This window comes from Pseudoxanthobacter soli DSM 19599, assembly GCF_900148505.1.
In the GTDB taxonomy this organism is placed as follows: Bacteria; Pseudomonadota; Alphaproteobacteria; order Rhizobiales; family Segnochrobactraceae; genus Pseudoxanthobacter; species Pseudoxanthobacter soli.
On the sequence record NZ_FRXO01000002.1, the window covers coordinates 408,509 to 430,580 of the forward strand.

At 67.1% G+C, this 22,072-nt stretch carries 16 protein-coding genes; 10 read left to right on the forward strand and 6 right to left on the reverse strand.

Annotation, left to right across the window (positions count from 1 at the left end; all coding sequences use genetic code 11):
• Positions 1 to 44 precede the first annotated feature (44 nt).
• The 4 genes from ftsZ (at position 45) to recN (ending at position 6,331) form a co-directional block, all read left to right on the forward strand.
• Positions 45 to 1,817 (forward strand): cell division protein FtsZ, encoded by a 1,773-nt coding sequence (gene ftsZ / locus BUF17_RS06250; protein WP_073626658.1) that lies wholly within the window; start codon positions 45 to 47, stop codon positions 1,815 to 1,817.
• Positions 1,818 to 2,180: 363 nt separating this feature from the next.
• Positions 2,181 to 3,152 carry a UDP-3-O-acyl-N-acetylglucosamine deacetylase gene (gene lpxC / locus BUF17_RS06255; RefSeq protein ID WP_073626660.1) on the forward strand — a complete coding sequence of 324 codons (972 nt, stop codon included), beginning with the start codon at positions 2,181 to 2,183 and terminating at the stop codon, positions 3,150 to 3,152.
• 461 nt (positions 3,153 to 3,613) lie between these two features.
• Positions 3,614 to 4,471 (forward strand): outer membrane protein assembly factor BamD, encoded by an 858-nt coding sequence (locus BUF17_RS06260; RefSeq protein WP_073627208.1) that lies wholly within the window; start codon positions 3,614 to 3,616, stop codon positions 4,469 to 4,471.
• A gap of 189 nt (positions 4,472 to 4,660) precedes the next feature.
• Entirely contained in the window at positions 4,661 to 6,331 is a 1,671-nt protein-coding gene (gene recN, locus BUF17_RS06265) for a DNA repair protein RecN (RefSeq protein ID WP_073626662.1), read from the forward strand.
• A gap of 114 nt (positions 6,332 to 6,445) precedes the next feature.
• Here the strand turns inward: recN and BUF17_RS06270 are convergent, their stop codons facing one another.
• The 3 genes from BUF17_RS06270 to petA are packed head-to-tail and all read right to left on the reverse strand — an operon-like array spanning position 6,446 to position 9,260.
• Positions 6,446 to 7,396, reverse strand: coding sequence for a cytochrome c1 (locus tag BUF17_RS06270; RefSeq protein WP_084564240.1), 951 nt, complete (start codon positions 7,394 to 7,396; stop codon positions 6,446 to 6,448).
• 5 nt (positions 7,397 to 7,401) lie between these two features.
• Positions 7,402 to 8,670 carry a cytochrome b gene (locus BUF17_RS06275; RefSeq protein WP_073626664.1) on the reverse strand — a complete coding sequence of 423 codons (1,269 nt, stop codon included), beginning with the start codon at positions 8,668 to 8,670 and terminating at the stop codon, positions 7,402 to 7,404.
• 14 nt (positions 8,671 to 8,684) lie between these two features.
• On the reverse strand, positions 8,685 to 9,260 hold the full coding sequence (gene petA, locus BUF17_RS06280) for a ubiquinol-cytochrome c reductase iron-sulfur subunit (RefSeq protein ID WP_084564142.1): 576 nt from the start codon (positions 9,258 to 9,260) through the stop codon (positions 8,685 to 8,687).
• A gap of 514 nt (positions 9,261 to 9,774) precedes the next feature.
• Here petA and BUF17_RS06285 point away from each other — a divergent pair.
• Positions 9,775 to 10,239 carry a tRNA (cytidine(34)-2'-O)-methyltransferase gene (locus tag BUF17_RS06285; RefSeq protein WP_073627214.1) on the forward strand — a complete coding sequence of 155 codons (465 nt, stop codon included), beginning with the start codon at positions 9,775 to 9,777 and terminating at the stop codon, positions 10,237 to 10,239.
• Here the strand turns inward: BUF17_RS06285 and BUF17_RS06290 are convergent.
• Entirely contained in the window at positions 10,220 to 12,127 is a 1,908-nt protein-coding gene (locus tag BUF17_RS06290) for an ABC transporter ATP-binding protein (RefSeq protein WP_073626666.1), read from the reverse strand. The genes BUF17_RS06285 and BUF17_RS06290 overlap by 20 nt on opposite strands.
• Positions 12,128 to 12,632: 505 nt before the next feature.
• Between BUF17_RS06290 and hemF the strand changes: the two genes are divergently transcribed.
• Positions 12,633 to 13,541, forward strand: coding sequence for an oxygen-dependent coproporphyrinogen oxidase (gene hemF, locus BUF17_RS06295; protein WP_139282449.1), 909 nt, complete (start codon positions 12,633 to 12,635; stop codon positions 13,539 to 13,541).
• A 124-nt stretch (positions 13,542 to 13,665) separates the two neighbouring features.
• On the opposite strand, the gene BUF17_RS06300 is transcribed toward hemF, so the two are convergent.
• Positions 13,666 to 14,559: a prephenate dehydratase gene (locus tag BUF17_RS06300; RefSeq protein WP_073626668.1), complete on the reverse strand. Its 894-nt coding sequence runs from the start codon at positions 14,557 to 14,559 to the stop codon at positions 13,666 to 13,668.
• A 94-nt stretch (positions 14,560 to 14,653) separates the two neighbouring features.
• Positions 14,654 to 15,433: a 3-deoxy-manno-octulosonate cytidylyltransferase gene (locus BUF17_RS06305; protein ID WP_073626671.1), complete on the reverse strand. Its 780-nt coding sequence runs from the start codon at positions 15,431 to 15,433 to the stop codon at positions 14,654 to 14,656.
• A gap of 225 nt (positions 15,434 to 15,658) precedes the next feature.
• On the opposite strand from BUF17_RS06305, the gene BUF17_RS06310 reads away from it, so the two are divergent.
• The 4 genes from BUF17_RS06310 to BUF17_RS06325 all read left to right on the forward strand — a co-directional run bounded on the left by BUF17_RS06310 (position 15,659) and on the right by BUF17_RS06325 (position 22,070).
• Positions 15,659 to 16,291, forward strand: coding sequence for a c-type cytochrome (locus tag BUF17_RS06310; RefSeq protein WP_342185829.1), 633 nt, complete (start codon positions 15,659 to 15,661; stop codon positions 16,289 to 16,291).
• A 297-nt stretch (positions 16,292 to 16,588) separates the two neighbouring features.
• Complete coding sequence (locus BUF17_RS06315) at positions 16,589 to 17,911, forward strand: MFS transporter (RefSeq protein WP_175563623.1); 1,323 nt, start codon at positions 16,589 to 16,591, stop codon at positions 17,909 to 17,911.
• A 254-nt stretch (positions 17,912 to 18,165) separates the two neighbouring features.
• The gene (locus BUF17_RS06320) at positions 18,166 to 20,136 is read left to right on the forward strand and encodes an extracellular solute-binding protein (RefSeq protein WP_084564242.1); all 1,971 of its coding nucleotides are present in this window, start codon (positions 18,166 to 18,168) and stop codon (positions 20,134 to 20,136) included.
• 20 nt (positions 20,137 to 20,156) lie between these two features.
• Positions 20,157 to 22,070, forward strand: coding sequence for an extracellular solute-binding protein (locus BUF17_RS06325; RefSeq protein ID WP_073627222.1), 1,914 nt, complete (start codon positions 20,157 to 20,159; stop codon positions 22,068 to 22,070).
• Positions 22,071 to 22,072: the final 2 nt, after the last annotated feature.

Consider the following 22,072-nt stretch of genomic DNA (forward strand, 5'->3'; position numbering starts at 1 on the left):
GACGGACCTCCGCAGGCGATGCGGGCAAGGAACACGAGGCTGCCATGACCATCAATCTGAAGATGCCCGACATCACCGAACTGAAGCCCCGCATCACCGTGTTCGGCGTCGGCGGCGCCGGCGGCAATGCGGTCAACAACATGATCGCCTCCGGGCTTCAGGGTTGCGACTTCGTCGTCGCAAACACCGATGCCCAGGCGCTCGCGCTGACCCGCGCCGACCGCATGATCCAGATGGGCATCGCCGTCACCGAGGGCCTCGGCGCCGGCTCCCAGCCTGAGGTCGGCTCCGCTGCCGCCGAGGAAGTGATCGACGAGATCAATGACCACCTGGCCGGTTCCCACATGGTGTTCATCACCGCCGGCATGGGCGGCGGCACCGGCACGGGTGCGGCCCCGGTCATTGCCCGGGCCGCCCGCGCCATGGGCATTCTTACGGTCGGAGTCGTTACCAAGCCGTTCCATTTCGAAGGCGCCCGCCGCATGCGGATCGCCGAGGCAGGCATCGAGGAGCTCCAGAAGAGCGTCGATACCCTGATCGTCATCCCGAACCAGAATCTGTTCCGGATCGCCAACGAGCGCACCACCTTCGCCGATGCGTTCTCGATGGCTGACCAGGTGCTCTATTCGGGCGTCGCCTGCATCACCGACCTGATGGTGAAGGAAGGCCTCATCAACCTCGACTTCGCCGACGTGCGCTCGATCATGCGCGGCATGGGCAAGGCGATGATGGGCACCGGCGAGGCCTCCGGCGAGAAGCGCGCCATGCAGGCGGCCGAGGCGGCGATCTCCAACCCGCTCCTCGACGAGACCTCGATGAAGGGCGCCCGCGGCCTGCTGATCTCGATCACCGGCGGCAAGGACCTCACCCTGTTCGAACTCGACGAGGCCGCGACCCGCATCCGCGAGGAAGTGGACTCGGACGCCAACATCATTCTCGGCGCCACCTTCGACGATAACCTCGAGGGCATCATCCGCGTCTCCGTCGTTGCCACGGGCATCGACAAGGACCTGCGCGAGGAAGCGCAGCACACCGATCCGCGGGTGGCCGAACTGAACATGCGCGGCCGCGCCGCCCAGGCCCAGCCGGCGCCGTCCCAGCCCGTCCGCCAGCCGTCGCCGACGGCGCAGACCCAGGCCGCGCAGCTCCGCGCCGCCGAGCTCGCCCGCGCCACGGCCCTTGCCGCCGTCGAGGCCGGCCTCGACCAGCGCTACACCGATGCGCCGAAGGCCGCCGAGGCCTATCCGGCGACGGATGCCGAGGCGGGCTACCTGGAGCAGGCGCTCGACGAAGTGTCCGCCTATGCGGAGACCGAGGAAGCGGAGTTCGTGCCGCCGGTTGTCGAGCAGGCCGCGCCGGCTCCGCGCGTGCCGCGCATGGAGGACTTCCCGCCCCACGCCCAGCGCGAGATCGCCCAGCGCAGCGCCCCCCCGGCCGCGCGTACCGAGGCCGAGGAGGACCGCCGCCCGGTGAGCCTGCTGCGTCGCATCGCCAACGGCCTGTCGCGCCGTGACGACCACGCGGAGACCCGCGAGGCGGAGGTGCCGAGCCGCCAGCCCCGCACACAGGCTCCGTCGCACCAGACGCCTGCGCACCAGGCCTATGCGCCCCCGGCCCGCCAGCCGGCCGCCGGCCCGGCCCCTGCCCCGGCGAGCGAGTTCACCCGCCGTCCCGCCCCCGCCCAGCGGCCGCCGGCGAGCCCGGACTCCTACCATCGTCCCCGCGGCGTCGAAGCCGACGCCCCCACGAGCCGCGCGCCCTCCCGTGAGGACGACCAGCTCGAGATCCCGGCCTTCCTTCGCCGTCAGGCGAACTGAGGCCAAGGCGAACTGAGGCCAAGCGATCCGCCGGCACGGTCCGGCGGACACGACCAGAATCGCCCCGCGGTCGGCATCGGCCGCGGGGTTTGTTGCAGATGATGTTGCAAAAACCGGCCACACGGCGCGAGAATGCGCCTCAACCCTCTGGAATGTAACGGCTATTTTGCGTTACAAGCCGGTAATCAAGCGTGATTTTGCGCTTTCCTGACCGCCCGGTAGTTTGATCCCGTCACAGAAGGGATCCGAGGCGGCGTTTGTTCCCCGTCCATCGCCCGTGTCCCTTGGGGTGGCGTCTGTCCGGTGTGTGCGGACGTCGCGTTCCCTGGTGTGTAACGACGGGGTGGGTTCGGGACAGTGGAAATGGCGCGCGGCACGAATTTCCAGAAGGGCAGCTTCTACCAGAAGACGCTGGCCGGTCAGGTTCGCCTTTCCGGGATCGGCGTTCATTCCGGTGCGCCTGCAGAAATCGTCCTGAACCCGGCGGAAAGCGGCACGGGCATCGTGTTTGTCCGCACCGATGCCGGCACCGGCAAGGGTGTTGAGGCGACCTGGAAGTCGGTCACCTCCACCGAGCTTTGCACGGTCGTCTCCGCCGCTGATGGCACGTCCGTCTCCACCATCGAGCATCTGATGGCCGCCCTGCGCGCCTACGAGATCGACAATGTCGTTGTCGAGGTCGACGGGCCGGAAATGCCGATCATGGATGGCAGCGCGGCTCCGTTCATCGAAGCGTTCGAAAGCGTCGGCATCGTGGCACAGGCGGCCCGCCGCCGTCAGGTCCGCGTGCTGAAGCCGGTGCGCGTTGCCATTGGCGATGGTTGGGGCGAACTGCATCCGTCTGCCGAGACCCGTTTCGAGATCGAGATCGACTTCCCGCTCGCCATCATCGGCCGGCAGGAGCTTTCCTTCGACCTCACGCCCGAGTTCTTCCGCACCGAAATCGCCCGCGCCCGCACCTTCGGCCGGCTGCAGGATGTCGAGCGGCTGTGGGCCAAGGGTCTCGCCCGCGGCTCCTCACTGGAGAATTCCGTGGCGCTCGACGGCGAGCGCGTGCTGAACCCGGAAGGGCTTCGCTGGTCGAACGAGTTCGTCCGTCACAAGGCGCTCGACGCCATCGGCGACCTCGCCCTCGCGGGCATGCCGATCGTCGGGCTCTACCGCTCCTACAAGGGCGGTCACCGGATCAATGCCGCGATCGTCGAAGCGCTGTTCGCCGACGAAACCGCCTTCGAAATCGTGGAAGGCAGCATGCCGCGCCGGGAGCCGGTGCAGGTCCATGCCGGCCTCGCGGTGGGCCTCGCCCGTCCGGCCTACGGCCCCGAGCGCACCTGACGGGCGGGATCGCAGAATCCGTGCGCGGCGCCGATTGCGGCTACGCGGACAAGCCCCTGCAATCCACAAACACGAGTACTCGTTTTGAGACGCGCCCCGATGGGGCGCGTTTTCGTATCTGCCGGATCGTAAGCGCCCTGCGTGCGCCCTCCCGTTAACCCCTTTTCTTTTCCACGCGAATCACCCAGCCTTCGGGCCGCGGAAATGCCGCGCCGCCATGGATTTGCTGCATTGGCGGGTGACGCAGGTTGATCTGTCCCGTGTCGGGTTTGAGTGGGTGACCGTGGCGTCCGGCCGGTGTAAGAAACGGCTCCTGCTCCGCCGCAGGCCTCGGTAAGAACGCGGATGGGACAGGCAAGAACGATTGACGATCCGGGCCGGAGGCGTCCGGTCGCTGCCGGCTTCGGAGGATTGGAATGGTGACGAGGCTCGAAACTCGCGCGCGTGACGAGGGCGTCAGCATGTCGCCGTGCCCCGCCCCGCTCCGGCCGCGCCGGCTCGCGGGCTTCAGCACGTTCGCCGCCATCGTGGCCGGTGGGCTTGCCGTCGCATCATGCGGTTCCAAGCCCGATCCGGGTGCGGTGATCGACGATCCGCCGGCGGAGCAGCTTTACAACCAGGGCCTCGGCCTGATGCAGGCTGGCGGCCTGGCGGACGCAGCCAAGAAGTTCGAGCAGCTCGATCGCCTCTACCCCTATTCGGAATATTCCCGCAAGGCGCTCGTCAACTCCGCCTTTGCCTACTATTCCAACGGCAAGTATCAGGAAGCGATCAACTCCGCACGGCGCTTCCTCACGCTCTATCCCGGCAGCCCGGATGCGGCTTACGCCCTCTACATCATCGGGCAGTCCTATTACCGCCAGATCCCGGACGTCACCCGCGATCAGGAGCTGACGGGCAAGGCGCTTGACGCCTACCAGGAGTTGGTGAACCGCTTCCCCGATTCGGAATATTCCGACGATGCCCGCGCGAAGATGGCGACGATCCGCGACCAGCTCGCCGGCAAGGAGATGGAGATCGGGCGCTACTATCTCGCCCGTCACGACTATATCGCGGCGATCAATCGCTTCCGCGATGTCGTCACCAACTATCAGACGACCCGGCAGACCGAAGAGGCGCTCGCCCGCCTCGTCGAAGCCTACTACGCTCTCGGCGTGATCCCGGAGGCCCAGACGGCGGCCGCGGTGCTCGGCCACAACTTCCCGGATTCGAGCTGGTACAAGAACTCCTACGAGCTTCTGAAGACCGGCGGCTACTCACCGGTGGAGAACACCGGCAGCTGGATCAGCCAGGCGTTCAAGAACTTCAAGCTGCTCTGAGGAGGCGGCCCGGATCGGGCCGATCCAGAGCTCCGCAAGGTTCGCGGCGGGGCGAGATGGAAGGTCGTCGCTGCCCGGCAGCAGGTCAGCGCGTGAATCAAGGGCACGAGCCTGTCCTCAGCGTGCGGTGGAAGCCGCACGAAGGGGCCGGGCTCCCGGAAGAAGTCGCAAGAAGCAGGACACCGGCGGATGCTCGTCGAGCTATCGATCCGCGATATCGTGCTGATCGACCGGCTGGAGATCGGCTTCCGGCGCGGCCTCACCGTGATGACCGGCGAGACGGGTGCGGGCAAATCCATCCTGCTCGATTCGCTGACACTCGCCCTGGGTGGCCGCGGTGATGCCGGCCTCGTTCGCCATGGTGCGAGCCAGGGTCAGGTGGCCGCCGTGTTCGACGTACCGGCCGGCCATCCCGCCCGCGCCATCCTGACGGAGAACGCCGTCGACGCAGACGGCGAGATCATCCTGCGCCGGGTGCAATCCGCCGATGGGCGAACCCGGGCCTTTATCAACGATCAGGCGGTCGGCGTCGCGCTGATGCGCACCGTCGGCGCCGCGCTGGTCGAAATCCACGGACAGCACGACGAGCGTGCGCTCGTCGATCCCGCTGCCCATCGCAGCCTGATCGATGCCTTCGGCGGCCTTGAAGCCGCGTGCGCGGCGGTCTCCTCCGCGTGGACGGCGCGACGCACGGCGGAAACGGCGCTTGTGCGCCACCGCGAGAAGGTCGAAGCGGCGCGGCGGGAGGTCGATTATCTGCGCGCCGCCGTGGAGGAACTGGAGGCGCTCGGCGCCGAAGTCGGCGAGGAGGAGGCGCTTGCCGCCGCCCGAACCGACATGATGCGCTCGGAGAAGATCGCCGGCGACCTCCGCGATGCCTTCGACGCTCTGGATGGCTCAGGATCGCCGATCCCCGAAATCGCCAGCGTGATGAAGCGCCTCGACCGCAAGCGTGCCGAGGCGCCCGGTCTTGTCGACGGACCGACCGAATCGCTCGGCCGCGCCCTCGATGCGCTGGAGGAGGCGCGCGGCGGGCTGGAGGCTGCCCTTGTCGCCGTGGCATTCGATCCCCGCGCGCTGGAACGGACCGAAGAGCGGCTGTTCGCGCTGCGGGCAGCCGCGCGCAAGCATCAGGTGCCGGTGGATGCCCTGCCGGCGCTCGCCGAGCGCATGGCCGGGGAGCTTGCCGAGATCGATGCCGGCGAGGAACGTCTTGCCGCAATGGAAGCAGCCGTCGTCGAGGCGCGCGCGGCCTATGATTCCGTGGCTGACGATCTTTCCCGCCGCCGCATGGTGGCCGCACGAGCGCTGGAATCGGCGGTCGCGGCCGAGTTGCCGGCGCTCAAGCTGGAACGCGCTGCCTTCCTCGTCGAAATCGCCTCCGATCCGGCTGCCGCCGGGCCGGAGGGCATCGACCAGGTCGAGTTCTGGGTGCGCACCAATCCCGGCACGCGGCCGGGGCCGATGATGAAGGTCGCGTCGGGAGGCGAGCTTTCGCGCTTCCTTCTGGCGCTCAAAGTCGCGCTTGCGGATCGCGGATCAGCGCCCACGCTCGTGTTCGACGAGATCGATACCGGCGTCGGTGGAGCGGTTGCCGAGGCGATCGGTCTTCGGCTGTCGCGGCTTGCCGGCGGCGTGCAGGTCATCGCCGTCACCCACGCGCCCCAGGTGGCGGCACGGGCCGACGGGCACCTCCTGATCGCCAAGGAGGCTCATGGGCAGGAGGATCGCGTCTCCACCCGCGTCATTCCCATCGATGACGCCGTGCGGCGCGAGGAGATCGCCCGGATGCTCGCGGGCTCGACCATCACCGATGAGGCGCGCGCCGCCGCCGACCGGCTGCTGGCCGGCAGCCACTGACCGTCTTGCACGTCACCGAAGCGCTGGTCATTCCCGAACGAAAAATGCCGACCGGATGAGGCCATCCGGTCGGCATTCTTATCTCGCGAAAACGTATCCTGCCGGAGAGGCCGCTCAGTGCGCGACCTTGTCCCAGATCTTCTTCTTGGTGAAGTAGAGCAGGCCGGCGAACACGATCAGGAAGGCCATGACCTTGAAGCCGAGCTGCTTGCGCTCCTGCAGCTTCGGCTCGGCCGCCCACATCAGGAAGGCCGACACGTCACGGGAATATTGGTCGACGGTCTGCGGTGCCCCGTCGGAATATTCCACCTGCCCGTCGGACAAGGGCGGCGGCATCGCCAGGAAGTGCCCGGAGATGAAGTGCGGATTGTAGTGCAGGCCGGGCGGCACCGTGACGTCGGCGGGCGGATTGGTGTACCCGGTGAGCAGCCCGTAGATATAGTCCGGCCCGGCTTCCTGATATTGCGTGATCGCATCGATCACGAACCAGGGAAAGCCCCGTTCCACCGCGCGCGACTTCGCCATCAGCGACAGATCCGGCGGGGCCTTGCCGTTGTTGGAGGCGGCCGCCGCTTCGTCGTTGGGGAACGGCGAGGGGAAATGATCCGACGGCCGGCCGGGCCGTTCGAACATGTCGCCACTGCCGTCCGGTCCGTCCTGGATCTGATACTGCGCCGCGAGCGCCCGGATCTGCGCATCGTTGTAGCCGAGCGCACCGGGCTGGCCGAGATTGCGGAAGGCGACATATTTCAGTCCGTGGCAGGCAGAGCAGACCTCCCGGTAGACCTGGAAGCCGCGCTGGAGCTGCGCCTCGTCATAGCGGCCGAACGGGCCGGCGAAGCTCCAGTCCTGGCGCTTCACGGTCGGGCCGTGGCTTTCCTGGGCGGCCGCCGGCGCCACGAGGGCCGGCCCCGCGACAAGCAGCGCCGCCGCGAGCCCGAAGGCGGCGATGGCGCGGGCTGCGAACCCGCGTCCGGCCCGGAGGGCCGGACGACGCGGCGAACATTCGCTCTCGAGGGCGTCCAGCCGGAACACGGCCGAGCCCGTCTCTTCTGCGGAGATCATGTGGCTCATCCCTTGCTTTCAGGCGCGGCAACGGAACCGGCAGGCCGGCCGCCTCCGCCTTTCAGGACCGATTCGGAAATCGAGGCCGGCAACGGACTCGGCGTCTCGAACAGCCCCAGCAGCGGCAGGATGACGAGGAAGTGGATGAAGTAGTAGGCCGTGCAGATCCGCCCGAGGATGACGTACATGCCCTCCGGCGGCTTGGAACCGAGCCAGCCGAGCAGCACCGCGACAGCCACCAGGATCCAGAAGAACGTGCGGTAGAGCGGCCGGAAGGTCGCCGAACGCACCTTCGACGTGTCGAGCCACGGCAGGAAGAACAGCACGGCGATGGCGCCGAACATCGCGATGACGCCGCCGAGCTTCGAGGGGATCGAGCGCAGGATGGCGTAGAACGGCAGGAAGTACCATTCTGGAACGATGTGCGCCGGCGTCACCAGCGGATTCGCCGGAACGTAGTTGTCCGGATGGCCGAGATAGTTCGGAATATAGAACACGAACCATCCGAAGAAGATCATAAAGCAGACGAGCGCCAGGCCATCCTTGGTCGTATAGTAGGGATGGAACGTCACCGTATCCTGCTTCGACTGCACGGAGATGCCGGTCGGATTGTTGTTGCCGGCGATGTGCAGCGCCCAGATGTGCAGCACGACCACACCAGCGATCATGAACGGCAGCAGGTAGTGCAACGAGAAGAAGCGGTTGAGCGTGGCGTTGTCGACCGAGAAGCCGCCCCAGAGCCACGTCACCACGCTCTCGCCCACGATCGGGATCGCGGAGAACAGGTTGGTGATGACGGTCGCACCCCAGAACGACATCTGCCCCCAGGGCAGCACGTAGCCCATGAAGCCGGTCGCCATCATCAGCAGGAAGATGATCACGCCGAGGATCCACAGCACCTCGCGGGGCTCCTTGTAGGAACCGTAATAGAGGCCGCGGAAGATGTGGATGTAGACGGCGATGAAGAACATCGACGCGCCGTTGGCGTGCAGATACCGCAGCAGCCAGCCATAATTGACGTCGCGCATGATGGCTTCGACGCCGGAAAACGCCACCAGCGTGTTCGGTGCGTAGTGCATCACGAGGACGACGCCGGTGATGATCTGCGCCACCAGCATGAACACGAGGATGCCGCCGAAGGTCCAGAAATAGTTGAGATTCTTCGGCGTCGGAAAGGCGATGGCCTGGCCATGGACCAGGCTGATGATCGGAAGGCGCTTCTCAAGCCACTTGGCGGGTGCGCTCTTCGGCTCGTAGGTGGAATGGCCCGACATTGCGTTCCCTCCCCTCAGCCGATCGTCACGGACGTGCCGGACTCGGAGAACTTGAACGGCGGGATCGCCATGTTCTCCGGGGCCGGACCGCGGCGGACACGGCCGGCGCTGTCATATTCCGAGCCGTGGCAGGGGCAGAACCAGCCATCATATTCGCCCTGCTGGCCGAGCGGCACGCAGCCGAGATGCGTGCAGATCTGCACCATCACCAGCCACTGCTCAGCCTTGGGCGCGGCGCGGTTCGCGTCCGTCGCCGGCGCGTCGTCCGGCAGGTTGGCGTTGCGCGCGATGGGATCGATCAGCTGATTGAGGGGCGTTGCCTTCGCCTCCTCGATCTCCTTGGCGGTGCGATGACGCACGACCACAGGCTTGCCGCGCCATTTGACGATGATCGACTGACCCTCGGCAACGCTCGATACGTCGACCTCGCTCGTCGCCAGCGCCAGCGACGCGGCGTCCGGGTTCATCTGGTCGATCAGCGGCCACACCACCGCCCCGACGCCCACTGCGGCAAACGCGCCGGTGGCGATGTAGAGGAAGTCGCGGCGGGTCGGTTCAGGGGTCGGTTCGGATGTCTCCACGCTCGACAAGGTCGGCTCCTCCCAGTGCCGTCAGCTCGGATCCCGCCTGCTTCAGCGGCGGGTTACCCGTCGGCGCGGCCGCCGCTTGTTATCGAACCGGTCCCTGGGAACGAATCATGCCGGCGCCAATGAGCCGCCGACCGCGAATCCCGTACGGACCGGCGTGCGCCGCGTCGTCCAGACCGTGAAACGTCTTGCGAGGCCGGGTGACGATCCCGGCCTTCGATCCTTCCACGCCTGCCTGGAAACGGATATTGAGTCAGTCGGTGCTGTTCACACCGCCCGGCAAAAAGCCGAACCGCCGAACGCCCCACCCGTTCCGTCCAGTCCCTGCGCGGTTTTACGCGAAACACGGCCTTGGTCGTCGATTGTTTGCATCCCTCATAGAACTTGTCCAGTGTTCGGCCGGAGAACGGACCGAATGTCGCAAGACCGGTCTGATCTCGATCAATGCCGGCCGCGCTCCCGCCACCCGGCCGATTCGGCCGCCAGGCCGGCCGGCCTGAAAACATCCTCGGACATCATGCGCATCGCGCTCTACCAGCCCGACATTCCGCAGAACACCGGCACCATCCTGCGCACGGCGGCGTGCCTCGGCCTGGGCGTCGACGTGATCGGGCCGGCCGGCTTCGACCTCGGTGACAAGGCGCTGCGTCGCGCAGGCCTCGATTACCTGTCCCGGGCGGCCCTGACGCTGCATGATTCCTTCGCGACCTTCGAGCAGGACCGCCGGCGGCGCGGAGGAAGGCTGATCCTGCTGACGACCCGCGCGGCCGTGCGCCACGACGCCTTCGCCTTCAGCGCCGGCGACACGCTGCTGTTCGGCCGCGAATCGGCCGGCGTGCCGGACGAGGTTCACGCCACCGCGGACGGCCGGGTGCGCATCGCCATGGTCGAGGGGATGCGCTCGCTCAATGTCGCGGTGTCGTGCGCCATCGTTGCCGGAGAGGCGCTGCGCCAGACCGGGCTCATGCCCGGCCGGACATGAGCACCGGGCCGGACCTGCCGCTCTCCGCCTCGCCGTCGGCGTTCCCCCCCTCATGGGCGATGAAGCCGCCGGACTGGCGCCGCCACAGGTCGGCGTAGAGGCCGCCTCGCGCGATCAGTTCCTCGTGGCTGCCGTCCTCCACGATGGCACCGCCGTCGAGCACGATCAGCCGGTCCATCCGGGCGATGGTGGACAGGCGATGGGCGATGGCGATCACCGTTTTGCCTTCCATCAGCGCGTCGAGATCGTCCTGGATCGCGGCCTCGACCTCGGAATCGAGCGCGGAGGTCGCCTCGTCCAGAATCAGAATCGGCGCGTCCTTCAGCAGCACGCGGGCGATGGCGATGCGCTGGCGCTGGCCGCCGGAGAGCTTCACGCCGCGTTCGCCGACATGGGCCTCGTACCCCCGCCGGCCCTTGGGGTCGACGAGGTCGCCAATGAAGGCGGTGGCATGGGCGCGCTCGGCCGCCGCCTCAACCGCCTCGGGCGCGGCGTCCGGCCGTCCGTAGAGGATATTGTCCGCCACGGACCGATGCAGGAGCGAGGTGTCCTGAGTGACGACCCCGATGGCGGCCCTGAGGCTTTCCTGCGAGACGTCGGCGACATCCTGGCCGTCGATGACAATGCGGCCGCCCTCGAGGTCGTAGAACCGCAGCAGCAGCGAGACGAGTGTCGACTTGCCGGCGCCGGAGCGGCCGACGAGGCCGATGCGCTCGCCGGGCTTCACCGTCAGCGACAAGCGCTCGATGATGCCTTCGCTGCGGCCGTAGTGGAACGTGATGTTCTCGAACCGCACCTCGCCACGGGGCACATCGAGCTTCGGCGCGTTCGGGCGGTCGACCACCGTCAGCGGCTGTGCGATGGTCATCATGCCTTCCTGGACCTGGCCGACGTTCTCGAAGATGCCGGTCACCTCCCACATGATCCAGCCGGACATGTTGACGATGCGGATGGCGAGGCCGGTGGTGAAGGCGATGGCGCCGAGCCCGACCACGCCCGCCTGCCACAGCAGCACGGCCACGGCGCCGGTGGCGCCGAGCATCAGACAGTTCAGCACGTTGACCGAGACCGTCATGGCCGTCACCGACCGTAGCTGCTTGCGGAAGGCGGAGACGTGCTCGCCCATCGCCTCGCGCACGTAGGCATCCTCACGCTCGGCGTGGGCGAACAGCTTGACGGTCATGATGTTGGTGTAGCCGTCGACGATGCGGCCGGTCAGCAGCGAGTTGCGCTCCGACAGCACGCGCGCGAGATCGCGCAGCTTCGGCACGAAATGGCGCAGCAGCAGGATATAGCCGATCACCCAAAGGAACAGTGGCATCGCGAGCCAGATATCGGCATCGGCGAACAGCACGAGCGCGCTCGCGGCATAAAGGCCTGCGAACCACAGCGCATCGACCGTCTCCACCACGGAGGCACGCAGCGACGAGCCGGTCTGCATCACGCGACTGGCGATGCGGCCGGCAAAGTCGTTCTGGAAGAACGCCATGCTCTGGCGCACCACGTGACGGTGCGACTGCCACCGGATCAGGTTGGTGAACGGCGGCAGGATCGCCTGGCGCACCACGAGATCGTGAAACACCGTGGCGAACGGCCGGGCGAACAGCACCACCGCCAGCATCCAAAGAAGCGTCTCGCCGTGCTCCTGGAACACCTTCTCGGGCGTGGTGGTGCCGAGAAGGTCGACGATTGAGCCGACATAGCGGAACATCGCCACCTCGACGATCGCCACCAGCGCACCGGCCAGCAGCACCATGGCGAACCAGACCCACGCCTGACGGACGAAGTACCAGTAGAACGCCATCAGGCCGGCCGGCGGCTGCCCGCCGCTTCCCGCAGCAAACGGATCGATCCGGCCTTCGAACCAGGACAGCAGCCGGTTGATCATCGGGGGGTCTCCAAGAAACGAAAACGGCCGCCACGCCTCCGCGCAGGACGGCATGGTGCCGGAAGGAATGCATTTTCCAGAAGATCGCCGTGATGCCGCACGATTGCGTCGGCACCGTGACGCCAAGGCTTCGCACCCTCGCGGGGCGGCACGCTTCGGGATTCGCACCGGGAACAGGCGGCGAAAACCGTTTCGCACTTCGCGCGGCGATGGTCTATTGGCGGGGTGAGGATGGCGACGCGATTGTCGCAGTGCGTGGCTTCTTTGCGTCGGATCAACGACGCCAGGCCGCTGCAAGCGCTTGCATCGTCCGCAGAGCGCGGCCCGCAGGCAGAGGCCCACACGCATCCGCACCGGCGGCGCGCGACCGCGAAGACAGGGAACGACGATCATGACGAGCGGGATGACCGCGGCCGAGAAGGCGCGGGCGAGCGAACCGGAAGGGGTCGACAACACGCTGGCGCAGGTCAGCCCGGAGCGTGACCGCGGCCACCGTGCCGACATGATGGCCCGCGGCGCACCTGCCGCCTCCCCGGAGGCAGAGGCGCTGAAGCCCCGCGCCAGGGCGTGGTTCGAAGACCTGCGGGACCGCATCCACAAGGCTCTCGAAGACCTGGAAGACGAGGCGGGCGGCCTTGGTGGCGCGGTCGAGGGGCCGGCGGGACGCTTCACCCGCGATCCTTGGGAGCGCACCAACGAGGACGGCACGCCCGGCGGCGGCGGCATCATGGGCGTGCTGCGCGGCCGACTGTTCGAGAAAGCCGGCGTTCACTGCTCGACCGTCCACGGTGTGTTCTCGCCGGAGTTCCGGGGCCAGATCCCCGGTGCCACCGAGGACCCGCGGTTCTGGGCCTCGGGCATCTCGCTGATCGTGCACCCCTGGAGCCCGCACGTCCCGACCGTGCACATGAACACCCGCATGGTGGCGACCAGCCGGTCGTGGTTCGGCGGCGGCGCCGACCTGACCCCGATGCTGGATGCCCGCCGCACCCAGGAAGATGCCGACTCGGTCGACTTCCACGCCGCGATGCGCAGGTCGTGCGAAGGCCACGCCATGGCCGATTATGGCCACTTCAAGTCGTGGTGCGACGACTACTTCTTCCTGAAGCACCGCAATGAGCCGCGCGGCATCGGTGGCATCTTCTACGACAACCTGAATTCGGGCGACATCGAGGGCGACTTCGCCTTTACCCGGGCGGTGGGCGAAGCGTTTCTCGCGATCTACCCGGAGATCGTCCGGCGCAATTTCGCCAAGCCCTGGACGGAGGCCGAGCGCCGGGAACAGCTCATCCGCCGCGGACGCTATGTCGAGTTCAACCTGATTTACGACCGCGGCACGCTGTTCGGGCTGAAGACCGGCGGCAATGTGGAGGCGATCCTGTCCTCCATGCCGCCGACGGTGCTTTGGCCATAGAACAAGGCGCGTTCGGATCGATCCGATCTGAGGGCGGCCAACGAATCCCCAGAAGGCACCCTCCTTCGGGTGAGAACGGGCGGGGGCCTGGGTGCGGGGGACGGTGTCCCCCGCATTTTGTCATTCATTCGGCAGCGGGCGACGGCCGCAGTGTCCGGTTCTCCTCCGGCTCGCGGATCGCCTCGCGGAACGGGGCGGCCGGATAGACGCCGAGCACACGCAGTTCGGCCGAGAAGAACGCCAGTTCCTCAAGCGCGAGTGCCACAGCGGGGTCTTCGATGTGGCCTTCGACGTCGGCATAGAACTGGGTGGCGAAGAATTTGCCGGCGAGCTGGTAGGACTCCAGCTTGGTGATATTGACCCCGTTGGTGGCGAAACCGCCGAGCGCCTTGTAGAGCGCGGCGGGGACGTTGCGCACCCGGAACAGGATCGAGGTGACGGCAGGACCGGCGTTCAGCGCCGGACGGACCTCCTCCCGGGAGAACACCACGAACCGGGTGGTGTTGTGGCGTTCGTCCTCGACATCTTCCGCCAGAATGTCGAGACCGTAGACCTCGGCGGCAAGCCTGGAGGCGAGCGCGCCGCGGCTGATGTCCCCGGCCGCGGCGATCTCGCGTGCGGAGCCGGCGGTGTCGGCACCGACCACGGCCTCGAAACCCATCGCGCGAAGCCGGCGCCGGCACTGGCCGAGCGCCTGGACGTGGCTCTGCACCGTGCGGATGTCGGCAAGCGTTGCGCCGGGCAGACCGAGCAGCTGGTGATGGATCGGCAGGAAGTGCTCGCGGATGATGAAGGCGCGCGCCGCAGGCAGCAGGTGGTGGATATCGGCGACGCGGCCGGCGACCGAGTTCTCGATCGGAATCATGGCGAGATCGACCGCCTCGCTTTCGAGCGCGGCGAAGCAGTCCTCGAACGTGGCGCAGGGCACGGCCTCTGCCTGGGGATAGACCTCGAGGCAGGCGATATGGGAGTTGGCGCCGGGTTCCCCCTGATAGGCGACCCGTTTCGGCGTGTTCATTGGGGCTTCTCTTCGATGGCGAGGCGCGCGTGGCGGCCTCTCGATGCAGGCGGCGAGCCGGCGTCCCCGGGGACCGGCTCAGGCTTGTCGCGGGTCAGGCGGCGCCGGGACGCCGCCCGCTAAATCGGGTACCTGCGGATGCCGCCGCCAGCATGTCGCGCGCGCGGGAGAGATCGTCCGGCGTGTCGACGCCGAAGGGAACGGTATCGACCACGGCCACATCGATGCGCATGCCGGCTTCGAGGGCGCGCAACTGTTCGAGCTTCTCCCGCTTCTCGAGCGCCGATTGCGGCAGCGAGACGAACCGGGCGAGCGCCGAACGCCGGTAGGCGTAGAGGCCGATGTGATGGAACAGCGGCCCTTCCCCGTATGGCGCCGTGGCGCGGGTGAAATAGAGCGCTCTCAGCCGCTCGGCTGACAGAGGTGCGCCGACGACCTTCACAACGTTCGGATTGGCGCGCTCTTCCTCAACGCGGATTTCCGCGGTCAGCGTGCCGATATCGACGGCGGGATCGTCGAGCAGGGCGGCGGCGGCACGAATCGGCGCGGGCTCGATCGTCGGCAGGTCGCCCTGCACGTTCACGATGACGTCATGGACTCCCTCGGGATCCACCAGTCCCAAGGCCTCGAAGATGCGGTCGGACCCCGATTCGTGGTCGCTGCGCGTCATCACGGCGCGGCCGCCCGCGGCCTCGACCGCCTCGTGCACCCGCACATCGTCGCAGGCGACCACGACGGGACCGATATCGGCCTCCTCGGCGCGACGCAGAACCTGAACGATCATGGGCAGGCCCGCGATGTCGGCGAGCGGCTTGCCCGGCAGCCGGGTCGAGGCCATGCGGGCCGGAATCAGCAGGATCGGTCGGGACGCCATGGGGTCTTCTTTCCTCCGGCGCGATCCCGAACCCGCCACGGATTGGTTTCGGTGTCGAATTGTCTCACGCCGCGCCAGCCTTATAGGCATGGACAGAGCCGAGTTGAAGCGGTTATCAGTTCGGGATGCGCTCCAAAAGGGCGCGGGAGGCAAAAAAACAAGCAGTCACCGGCCTGTCTGACAAGAGAGACCCAAGCCGTGATAGACTCGTTCGAAATGAACAAGATGGCCGGCGCGGTCCTTGGGACGCTGGTGTTTGCGATGGGCATCGGCGTCCTGTCCGATGTGATCTTTCATCGTGCACCACCCGCCAAGCCTGGCTATGAGATCGCCGTTGCCGAGACACCGGCCGCAGGGGAAAGTGCGCCGGCGGAACCGCAGGTTCCGCTGCCGGTGTTGCTTGCCAAGGCCAATGTGACGGCCGGCGAGGCGCAGGCGAAGAAGTGCCAGGCGTGTCACAGCCTTGAGAAGGGCGGCCCGAACAAGGTCGGCCCCGATCTGTGGAGCGTGGTCGGCCGTCCGGTCGGAGAGCATGCAGGGTTCGCCTATTCGGCCGGCATGACCAAGTTCTCCGACGGTGGCAAGCAGCACTGGACCTTCGAGAACCTGTTCCACTTCATTGCGGCCCCGAAGACCTTCGTGCCGGGTACGGCAATGGGCTTCGCGGGCATCAAGAAGGACCAGGATCGCGCGGATCTGCTGGCCTATCTGCGCACGCTCGCCGACAATCCGGAGCCGTTGCCGCCGGTCGAGGACGCCGGTGCCGCAGGCGCCGCGCCGAACGGAAGCGCCCCATCCGGCGGAAACGCGCCCGCGAACGGCGCTCCGGCGGAAGGCCAGCCAGCACCGGCTCAATAATCCATCCTGTGAGACACCCCGCCTCGCCGGGGTGTTTCGCCCGGCGCGACGTTGCCGGGCGGCGTGCGAGGATGCGGGCGAGAGGCCCGTCGGCGAATCACGATCCGGCTGAAATGCCCTGAGTGCGTGCGGCATGGCTGCGCTGCCGCTCGCTTCGACGCGACCACCCCGGGACATGCCGAACGGCGGGGCCGCTTTGCCGCGCGTGACGGCCGTCGAAAAGCCATTGCGCTCAAACGCGGAATGGCGTCGAACTATTCCACGGGGACGCGACGCAGCGAAAAGACGAGGGGCATCATGATCACGGAGGAACGCGAAGGCGGCTTTCAGGGCGCCGTCTCGCTACGGGGCTGGATCGTGTGGGGAACGGCCGCGCTGTTCTATCTCTACGAGTTCTTCGTGCGCGTTGCGCCGTCCTCCATGGAGCCCGAACTCCAGGCCCATTTCGGGCTGACCGCGGCGGCTCTCGGTGCTGCGGCCGGCACGTACTACATGATCTATTCGCCGATGCAGCTCCTGTCCGGCACCGTGATCGACCGGTTCGGGCCGCGCAACGTGCTGGTGATCTCCGCGCTGATCTGCACCGCGGGTGCCTTCCTGCAGATCGCCGGCTCCTCGCCGTCGCTGCTGGTCGCCGCCCGCTTCTGCCAGGGTCTCGGGTCCGCGTTCGCCTTCGTCGGCACGATGTATGTCGCCGCCGAGTGGTTTCCCCGCTCCATGCTGGCGCTGCTGTCGGGCCTTACCACCTCGCTCGGGATGGCCGGGGCGATCATCGGCAATGCCGGCATCGCGACCGTGGTGGAGACGCTCGGCTGGCAGGCCGCGCTGCTGTTCGCGGGTTTCGTCGGCATCACCATCACGGTCCTCATCCTGGTGATCGTCCCCCGTCGCCAGCCGCGACCGGCTGCCGCGCACGCGGTCCCGCACGTCAAGAAGCCGTCGATCATCGAAGCGCTCAGGATCGTCTATTCCAACCCCCAGAGCTGGTATATCGGCATCGTCGGGGCGACGCTCTACATGCCGCTCTCGATCCTCGGCGCGCTGTGGGGCGCGGAATATGTCTCCGCCATCACCGGCGGCACGAAGCTCGACGCCACCGGCGCGATCTCGATGATGTATGTCGGCTGGCTGGTGGGTGGCCCGGTGGCCGGCTACGTCTCCGACCGCTACGGCATCCGCCGGCGGATGCTGATGGGCGCGAGCATCGCGACCCTCTTCATGACGCTCATCATCGCCATGCTGCCGTCGATGTCGCTGCCGATTGCATACGTGGTCATGCTTCTGCTCGGGTTCGCTTCGACCTCGCAGGTGGTCTGCTTCGCCGCGGCCGTCGAGCACAACCCCGCCAAGGTGACCGGAACCGCGATCGCCGCCACCAACATGATCATCATGCTGATCGGCGGCATCGGCGAATGGGCCTTCGGCGAACTGCTCGACCTGTTCGGCACGGCGACGCCCGGCGGTGTCACCTATCCCGCCGAAGCCTATCACTATGCCATCCTTCTGCTGCCGATCCTGTCCGGCATCGGCCTCGTCGCAGCGATGATGCTGACCGAAGTCAGCCGTTCCGAGCACATCCACTCAACGGCGGAAGCAGCCGCAAAGGCGGCGGAAGCCTGAAGCGGCGGCGGGCGGCGCCCTCCCCGCAGGGTCCGTCCATTCCGAACGCGAACGGGCTCGGCGGCATCCCGGTGGGCCCGTGTTAAATTTTCGTCATGTCCGCATTTCAGTGCGGCCCTGCCCCATTTCGGTTCCGAAGATGTCATCTTAGGAAGTGTGGCACGATATTTCATGTCGCTGGCTTGCGGTCGCCGTTCTGGCCGCAGACGGCCGACGTGGATCTCGTCACGGTCGACATCTTCGAAGGGAACGGAATGCGCAGCCTGATCAAGACCTCCGTCCTTTGCCTCGCCCTGGCCTTCGCCGGCAGTCCGGCCTTCGCCCAGGACCCTGCTCCGGCGGATGCTCCGGCCCAGAACGCCCCGGCCAAGGCTGCCCCGACCACGACCGACCAGAACGCGACCGGACAGGCGACGCCGGCAAACCCGGATGCAGCCCCTGCCTGGCATGTTGGCGGCGCCCTGATCGGCGCGCCGAAATATCCGGACGACTTCAAGCGCTTCGACTACGTGAATCCGGATGCGCCGAAGGGCGGCCTCGTGCGCCTGCCGGCCGACGGCACGTTCGACACCTACAATTTCGTCATCTCGAAGGGCACCGTCGCCGCCGGAATCGGCCTGATCTACGACACGCTGATGACGCCGAGCCTCGACGAGTCCTCGTCGGAATATGGCCTGATCGCGTCCGGCCTGTCCTATCCGGCCGATTATTCCTGGGTGAAGTACCGGCTGAGGCCGGAAGCGCGCTGGCAGGACGGCAAGCCGATCACGCCGGAGGACGTGGTGTGGTCGTTCGAGGTGCTGACGAAGAACAACCCGCAGCAGGAATATTACTACCGCCACGTCACCAAGGCGGAGGTCACCGGTCCTGACGAAGTGACGTTCACCTTCGATCAGGCCGGCAACCGTGAGCTTCCGCACATTCTCGGCCAGCTCCTGGTGCTGCCCAAGCACTGGTGGGAGGGGACCGACGCGAAGGGCAACAAGCGCGACATCACCGCCGGCACCCTGGAGCCGCCGCTCGGCTCGGGGCCGTACCGGATCAAGTCCGCCATTCCCGGCCGTACCATCACCTACGAGCGGGTGCCGGACTACTGGGGCGAGAAGCTGCCGGTGAACGTCGGCACCAACAATTTCGACCAGATCCGCTACGACTATTTCCGCGACGACACGTCGGAGCTTGAAGCCTTCAAGGCCGACCAGTTCGACTGGCGTGTCGAGGCGACCGCCAAGACCTGGGCGACGGCCTACGATTTCCCGGCCGTCAAGGACGGCAAGGTGATCCTCGAGCTGTTCCCGAGCCGCGGCTCCGGACTGATGGTCGGCTTCATCCCGAACCTGCGGCGGCCGGAGTTCCAGGATCCGCGGGTGAGGCGCGCGCTCAATCTCGCGCTCGCCTATGAGCGGATGAACCGCATCCTGTTCTTCGGACAGTACCAGCGCATCAACAGCTACTTCTACGGCACCGACCTTGCCGCGAGCGGACTGCCGGAGGGCCGCGAACTCGCGATCCTGAAGGAGGTTCAGGCCGAGGTTCCGCCCGGCTCTATCCCGGACTCCGTGTTCACCAAGCCCTATGCGAACCCGGTCGCCGAGAACCCCGGCGCAGAGCGCGACAACCTGAAACAGGCACTCGACCTGCTCAATGAAGCGGGCTGGGTGCAGAAGGGCGGCAAGCTCGTCAACGCCAAGACCGGTGCGCCGTTCACCTTCGAGTTCCTGCTGAACGGCCCGACCTTCGAGCGCGTCGGGCTTCAGTTCAAGCAGTCCCTCGCGCGCATCGGCATCGACATGACGCTGCGGACGGTCGACTCGTCGCAATATGTCAACCGCGTGCGGGCCCGCGACTTCGACATGATCTACACCGGCTGGCCGCAATCGCTTTCGCCCGGCAACGAGCAGCGTGGCTTCTTCGGTTCGGATGCCGCCGATCAGGCCGGCTCCCAGAACTATGGCGGCGTGAAGAACCCGGCGATCGACAAGCTGATCGAGAAAGTGATCTACGCCAAGGACCGCGAGGACCTCGTCGCCGCCACCCACGCGCTCGACCGGGTGATGATGGCCTCGGACTATGTCATCCCGGGCTGGACGCTGCCGGCCACGCGCGTCGCGCGCTGGAACCGGTTCTCCCATCCCGATCCGCTGCCCTACTACTCCGATGGCTTCCCGACGGTGTGGTGGTACGACAACGCCAAGGCGGCGGCGATCGGGCGCATTCCCCAATGAGCGGGCAGGACCGGCCTATGATGCGCGGACGGCTGGCGTCGTTCGAACCGAGCCGGCGAACGGTGCTCGCCGCGGCGGCCGGATTCGCCGTGGGCGGCCTCGGGCCGCTGTCCGTGGCACGCGCATTCGCCCAGTCCGCGCCGGCGGCGGGAGCAGCCGCCCCGGCCGGGCCTTCCCACGGCCTGTCGGTGTTCGGCGACCTCAAATATCCGGCCGACTTCACCCATTTCGACTGGGTCAACCCGGACGCGCCGAAGGGCGGACGCATGGTGTTCATGCCGCCGTCCTGGGGCTACAACCAGAATGTCCAGACCTTCAACACGCTGAATTCCTTCGTGCTCAAGGGCGACGCGCCGCCACGGATGGAACTCGTGTTCGCAAGCCTGATGACGCGGGCGCTCGACGAGCCCGACGCCATCTACGGTCTCGCCGCGGAGACCGTCGAGATCGATGCGAGCGGCAACGTCTGCCGCTTCGTGCTGCGCGACGGGCTGACCTTTCACGACGGTTCCCCGCTGACCGCGGACGACGTCGCGTTCTCGCTCACGATCCTCAAGATTGAGGGCCATCCGCAGATCAGCGAGACCATCCGGGAGATGGTGAAAGCCGAGGCGGACGGCCCGAAGGCAGTGGTCGTGACCTATTCCGGCCGGCAGACGCGGCAGTTGCAGCAGTTCGTGGCGCAGTTGCCGATCTTCTCCAGGGCCTATTATTCCGGCCGGGAGTTCGGCGCCTCGACGCTGTCGCCGCCACTCGGCTCGGGTCCCTACAAGGTCGGGCGCCTCGAAGCGGGCCGTTTCATCGAATACGAGCGCGTGGCGGACTGGTGGGGCCGCGATCTGCCGGCGTCCCGCGGCCTCGGCAATTTCGATGTGATCCGCATTCCATTCTATCGCGAAATGACGGTGTCCTTCGAAGCGCTGAAGACCGGCGAGGTCACCTTCCGCGAAGAATTCATCTCGCGGAACTGGGCCACGGGCTACGATTTTCCCGCGGCGCGCGACGGGCGTGTCAAGCGCGCGACGCTGCCCGATCAGCGGCCCGCAGGCGCCCAGGGCTTCTTCCTCAACATGCGGCGACCACGATTCGCCGATGTCCGGGTGCGGCAGGCCATCGGCCTCTGCTTCGATTTCGAATGGGCGAACAAGGCGCTGTTCTACGGGCTCTATACCCGGACCCAGTCGTTCTTCCAGAACTCCGACATGATGGCGCAGGGCGAGCCCGACGCCGCCGAACTGGCGTTGCTGGAGCCGCACCGCGACCGTCTTCCCCAGGCGGTGTTCGGCCCGGCGGTAACGGCACCGGTCTCCGACGGCTCGGGCCAGGACCGGAAGCTCCTGCGCCAGGCCGCCGGCCTGATGGCGGAGGCCGGCTGGACCCATGCGGCTGGCAAGCTTGTCGATGCCGGCGGGCGCCCCTTCACTATCGAGTTCCTCGACAGCGATCCGAGCCTCAGCCGGGTGGTGCAGCCGTTCATCCGCAACCTCCGCCTGATCGGCATCGAGGCGAATGAGCGGGTCGTCGATCCCGTGCAGTACCAGTCGCGGGTGCGCGACTACGATTTCGATGCCACCATCCGCCGCTTCTCGCTTTCCGCCACCCCCGGCGAGGAAATCCGGACGATGTGGGGCTCCAAGGCGGGCGCGCAGCCGGGCAGTAACAATCTCGCCGGCATCTCCGATCCGGTGGTCGACAGCCTGATCGAGACGATGATCTCGGCGCCGACCCGCGCGGAGATGACCACGGCCGCCCGGGCGCTGGACCGCGTGTTGAGGGCCATCGTGCCGTGGGTGCCGAACTGGTATCGCGCAACCTATCTCGTCGCCTACTGGGACCGCTTCGGTTTCCCGGCGGAACCGCCGCGCTACGGATTCCCGCCAGAGCTGACGTGGTGGAGCGATCCCGGGAAGGCGGGACCGGGACAGGGTGGTTGAGC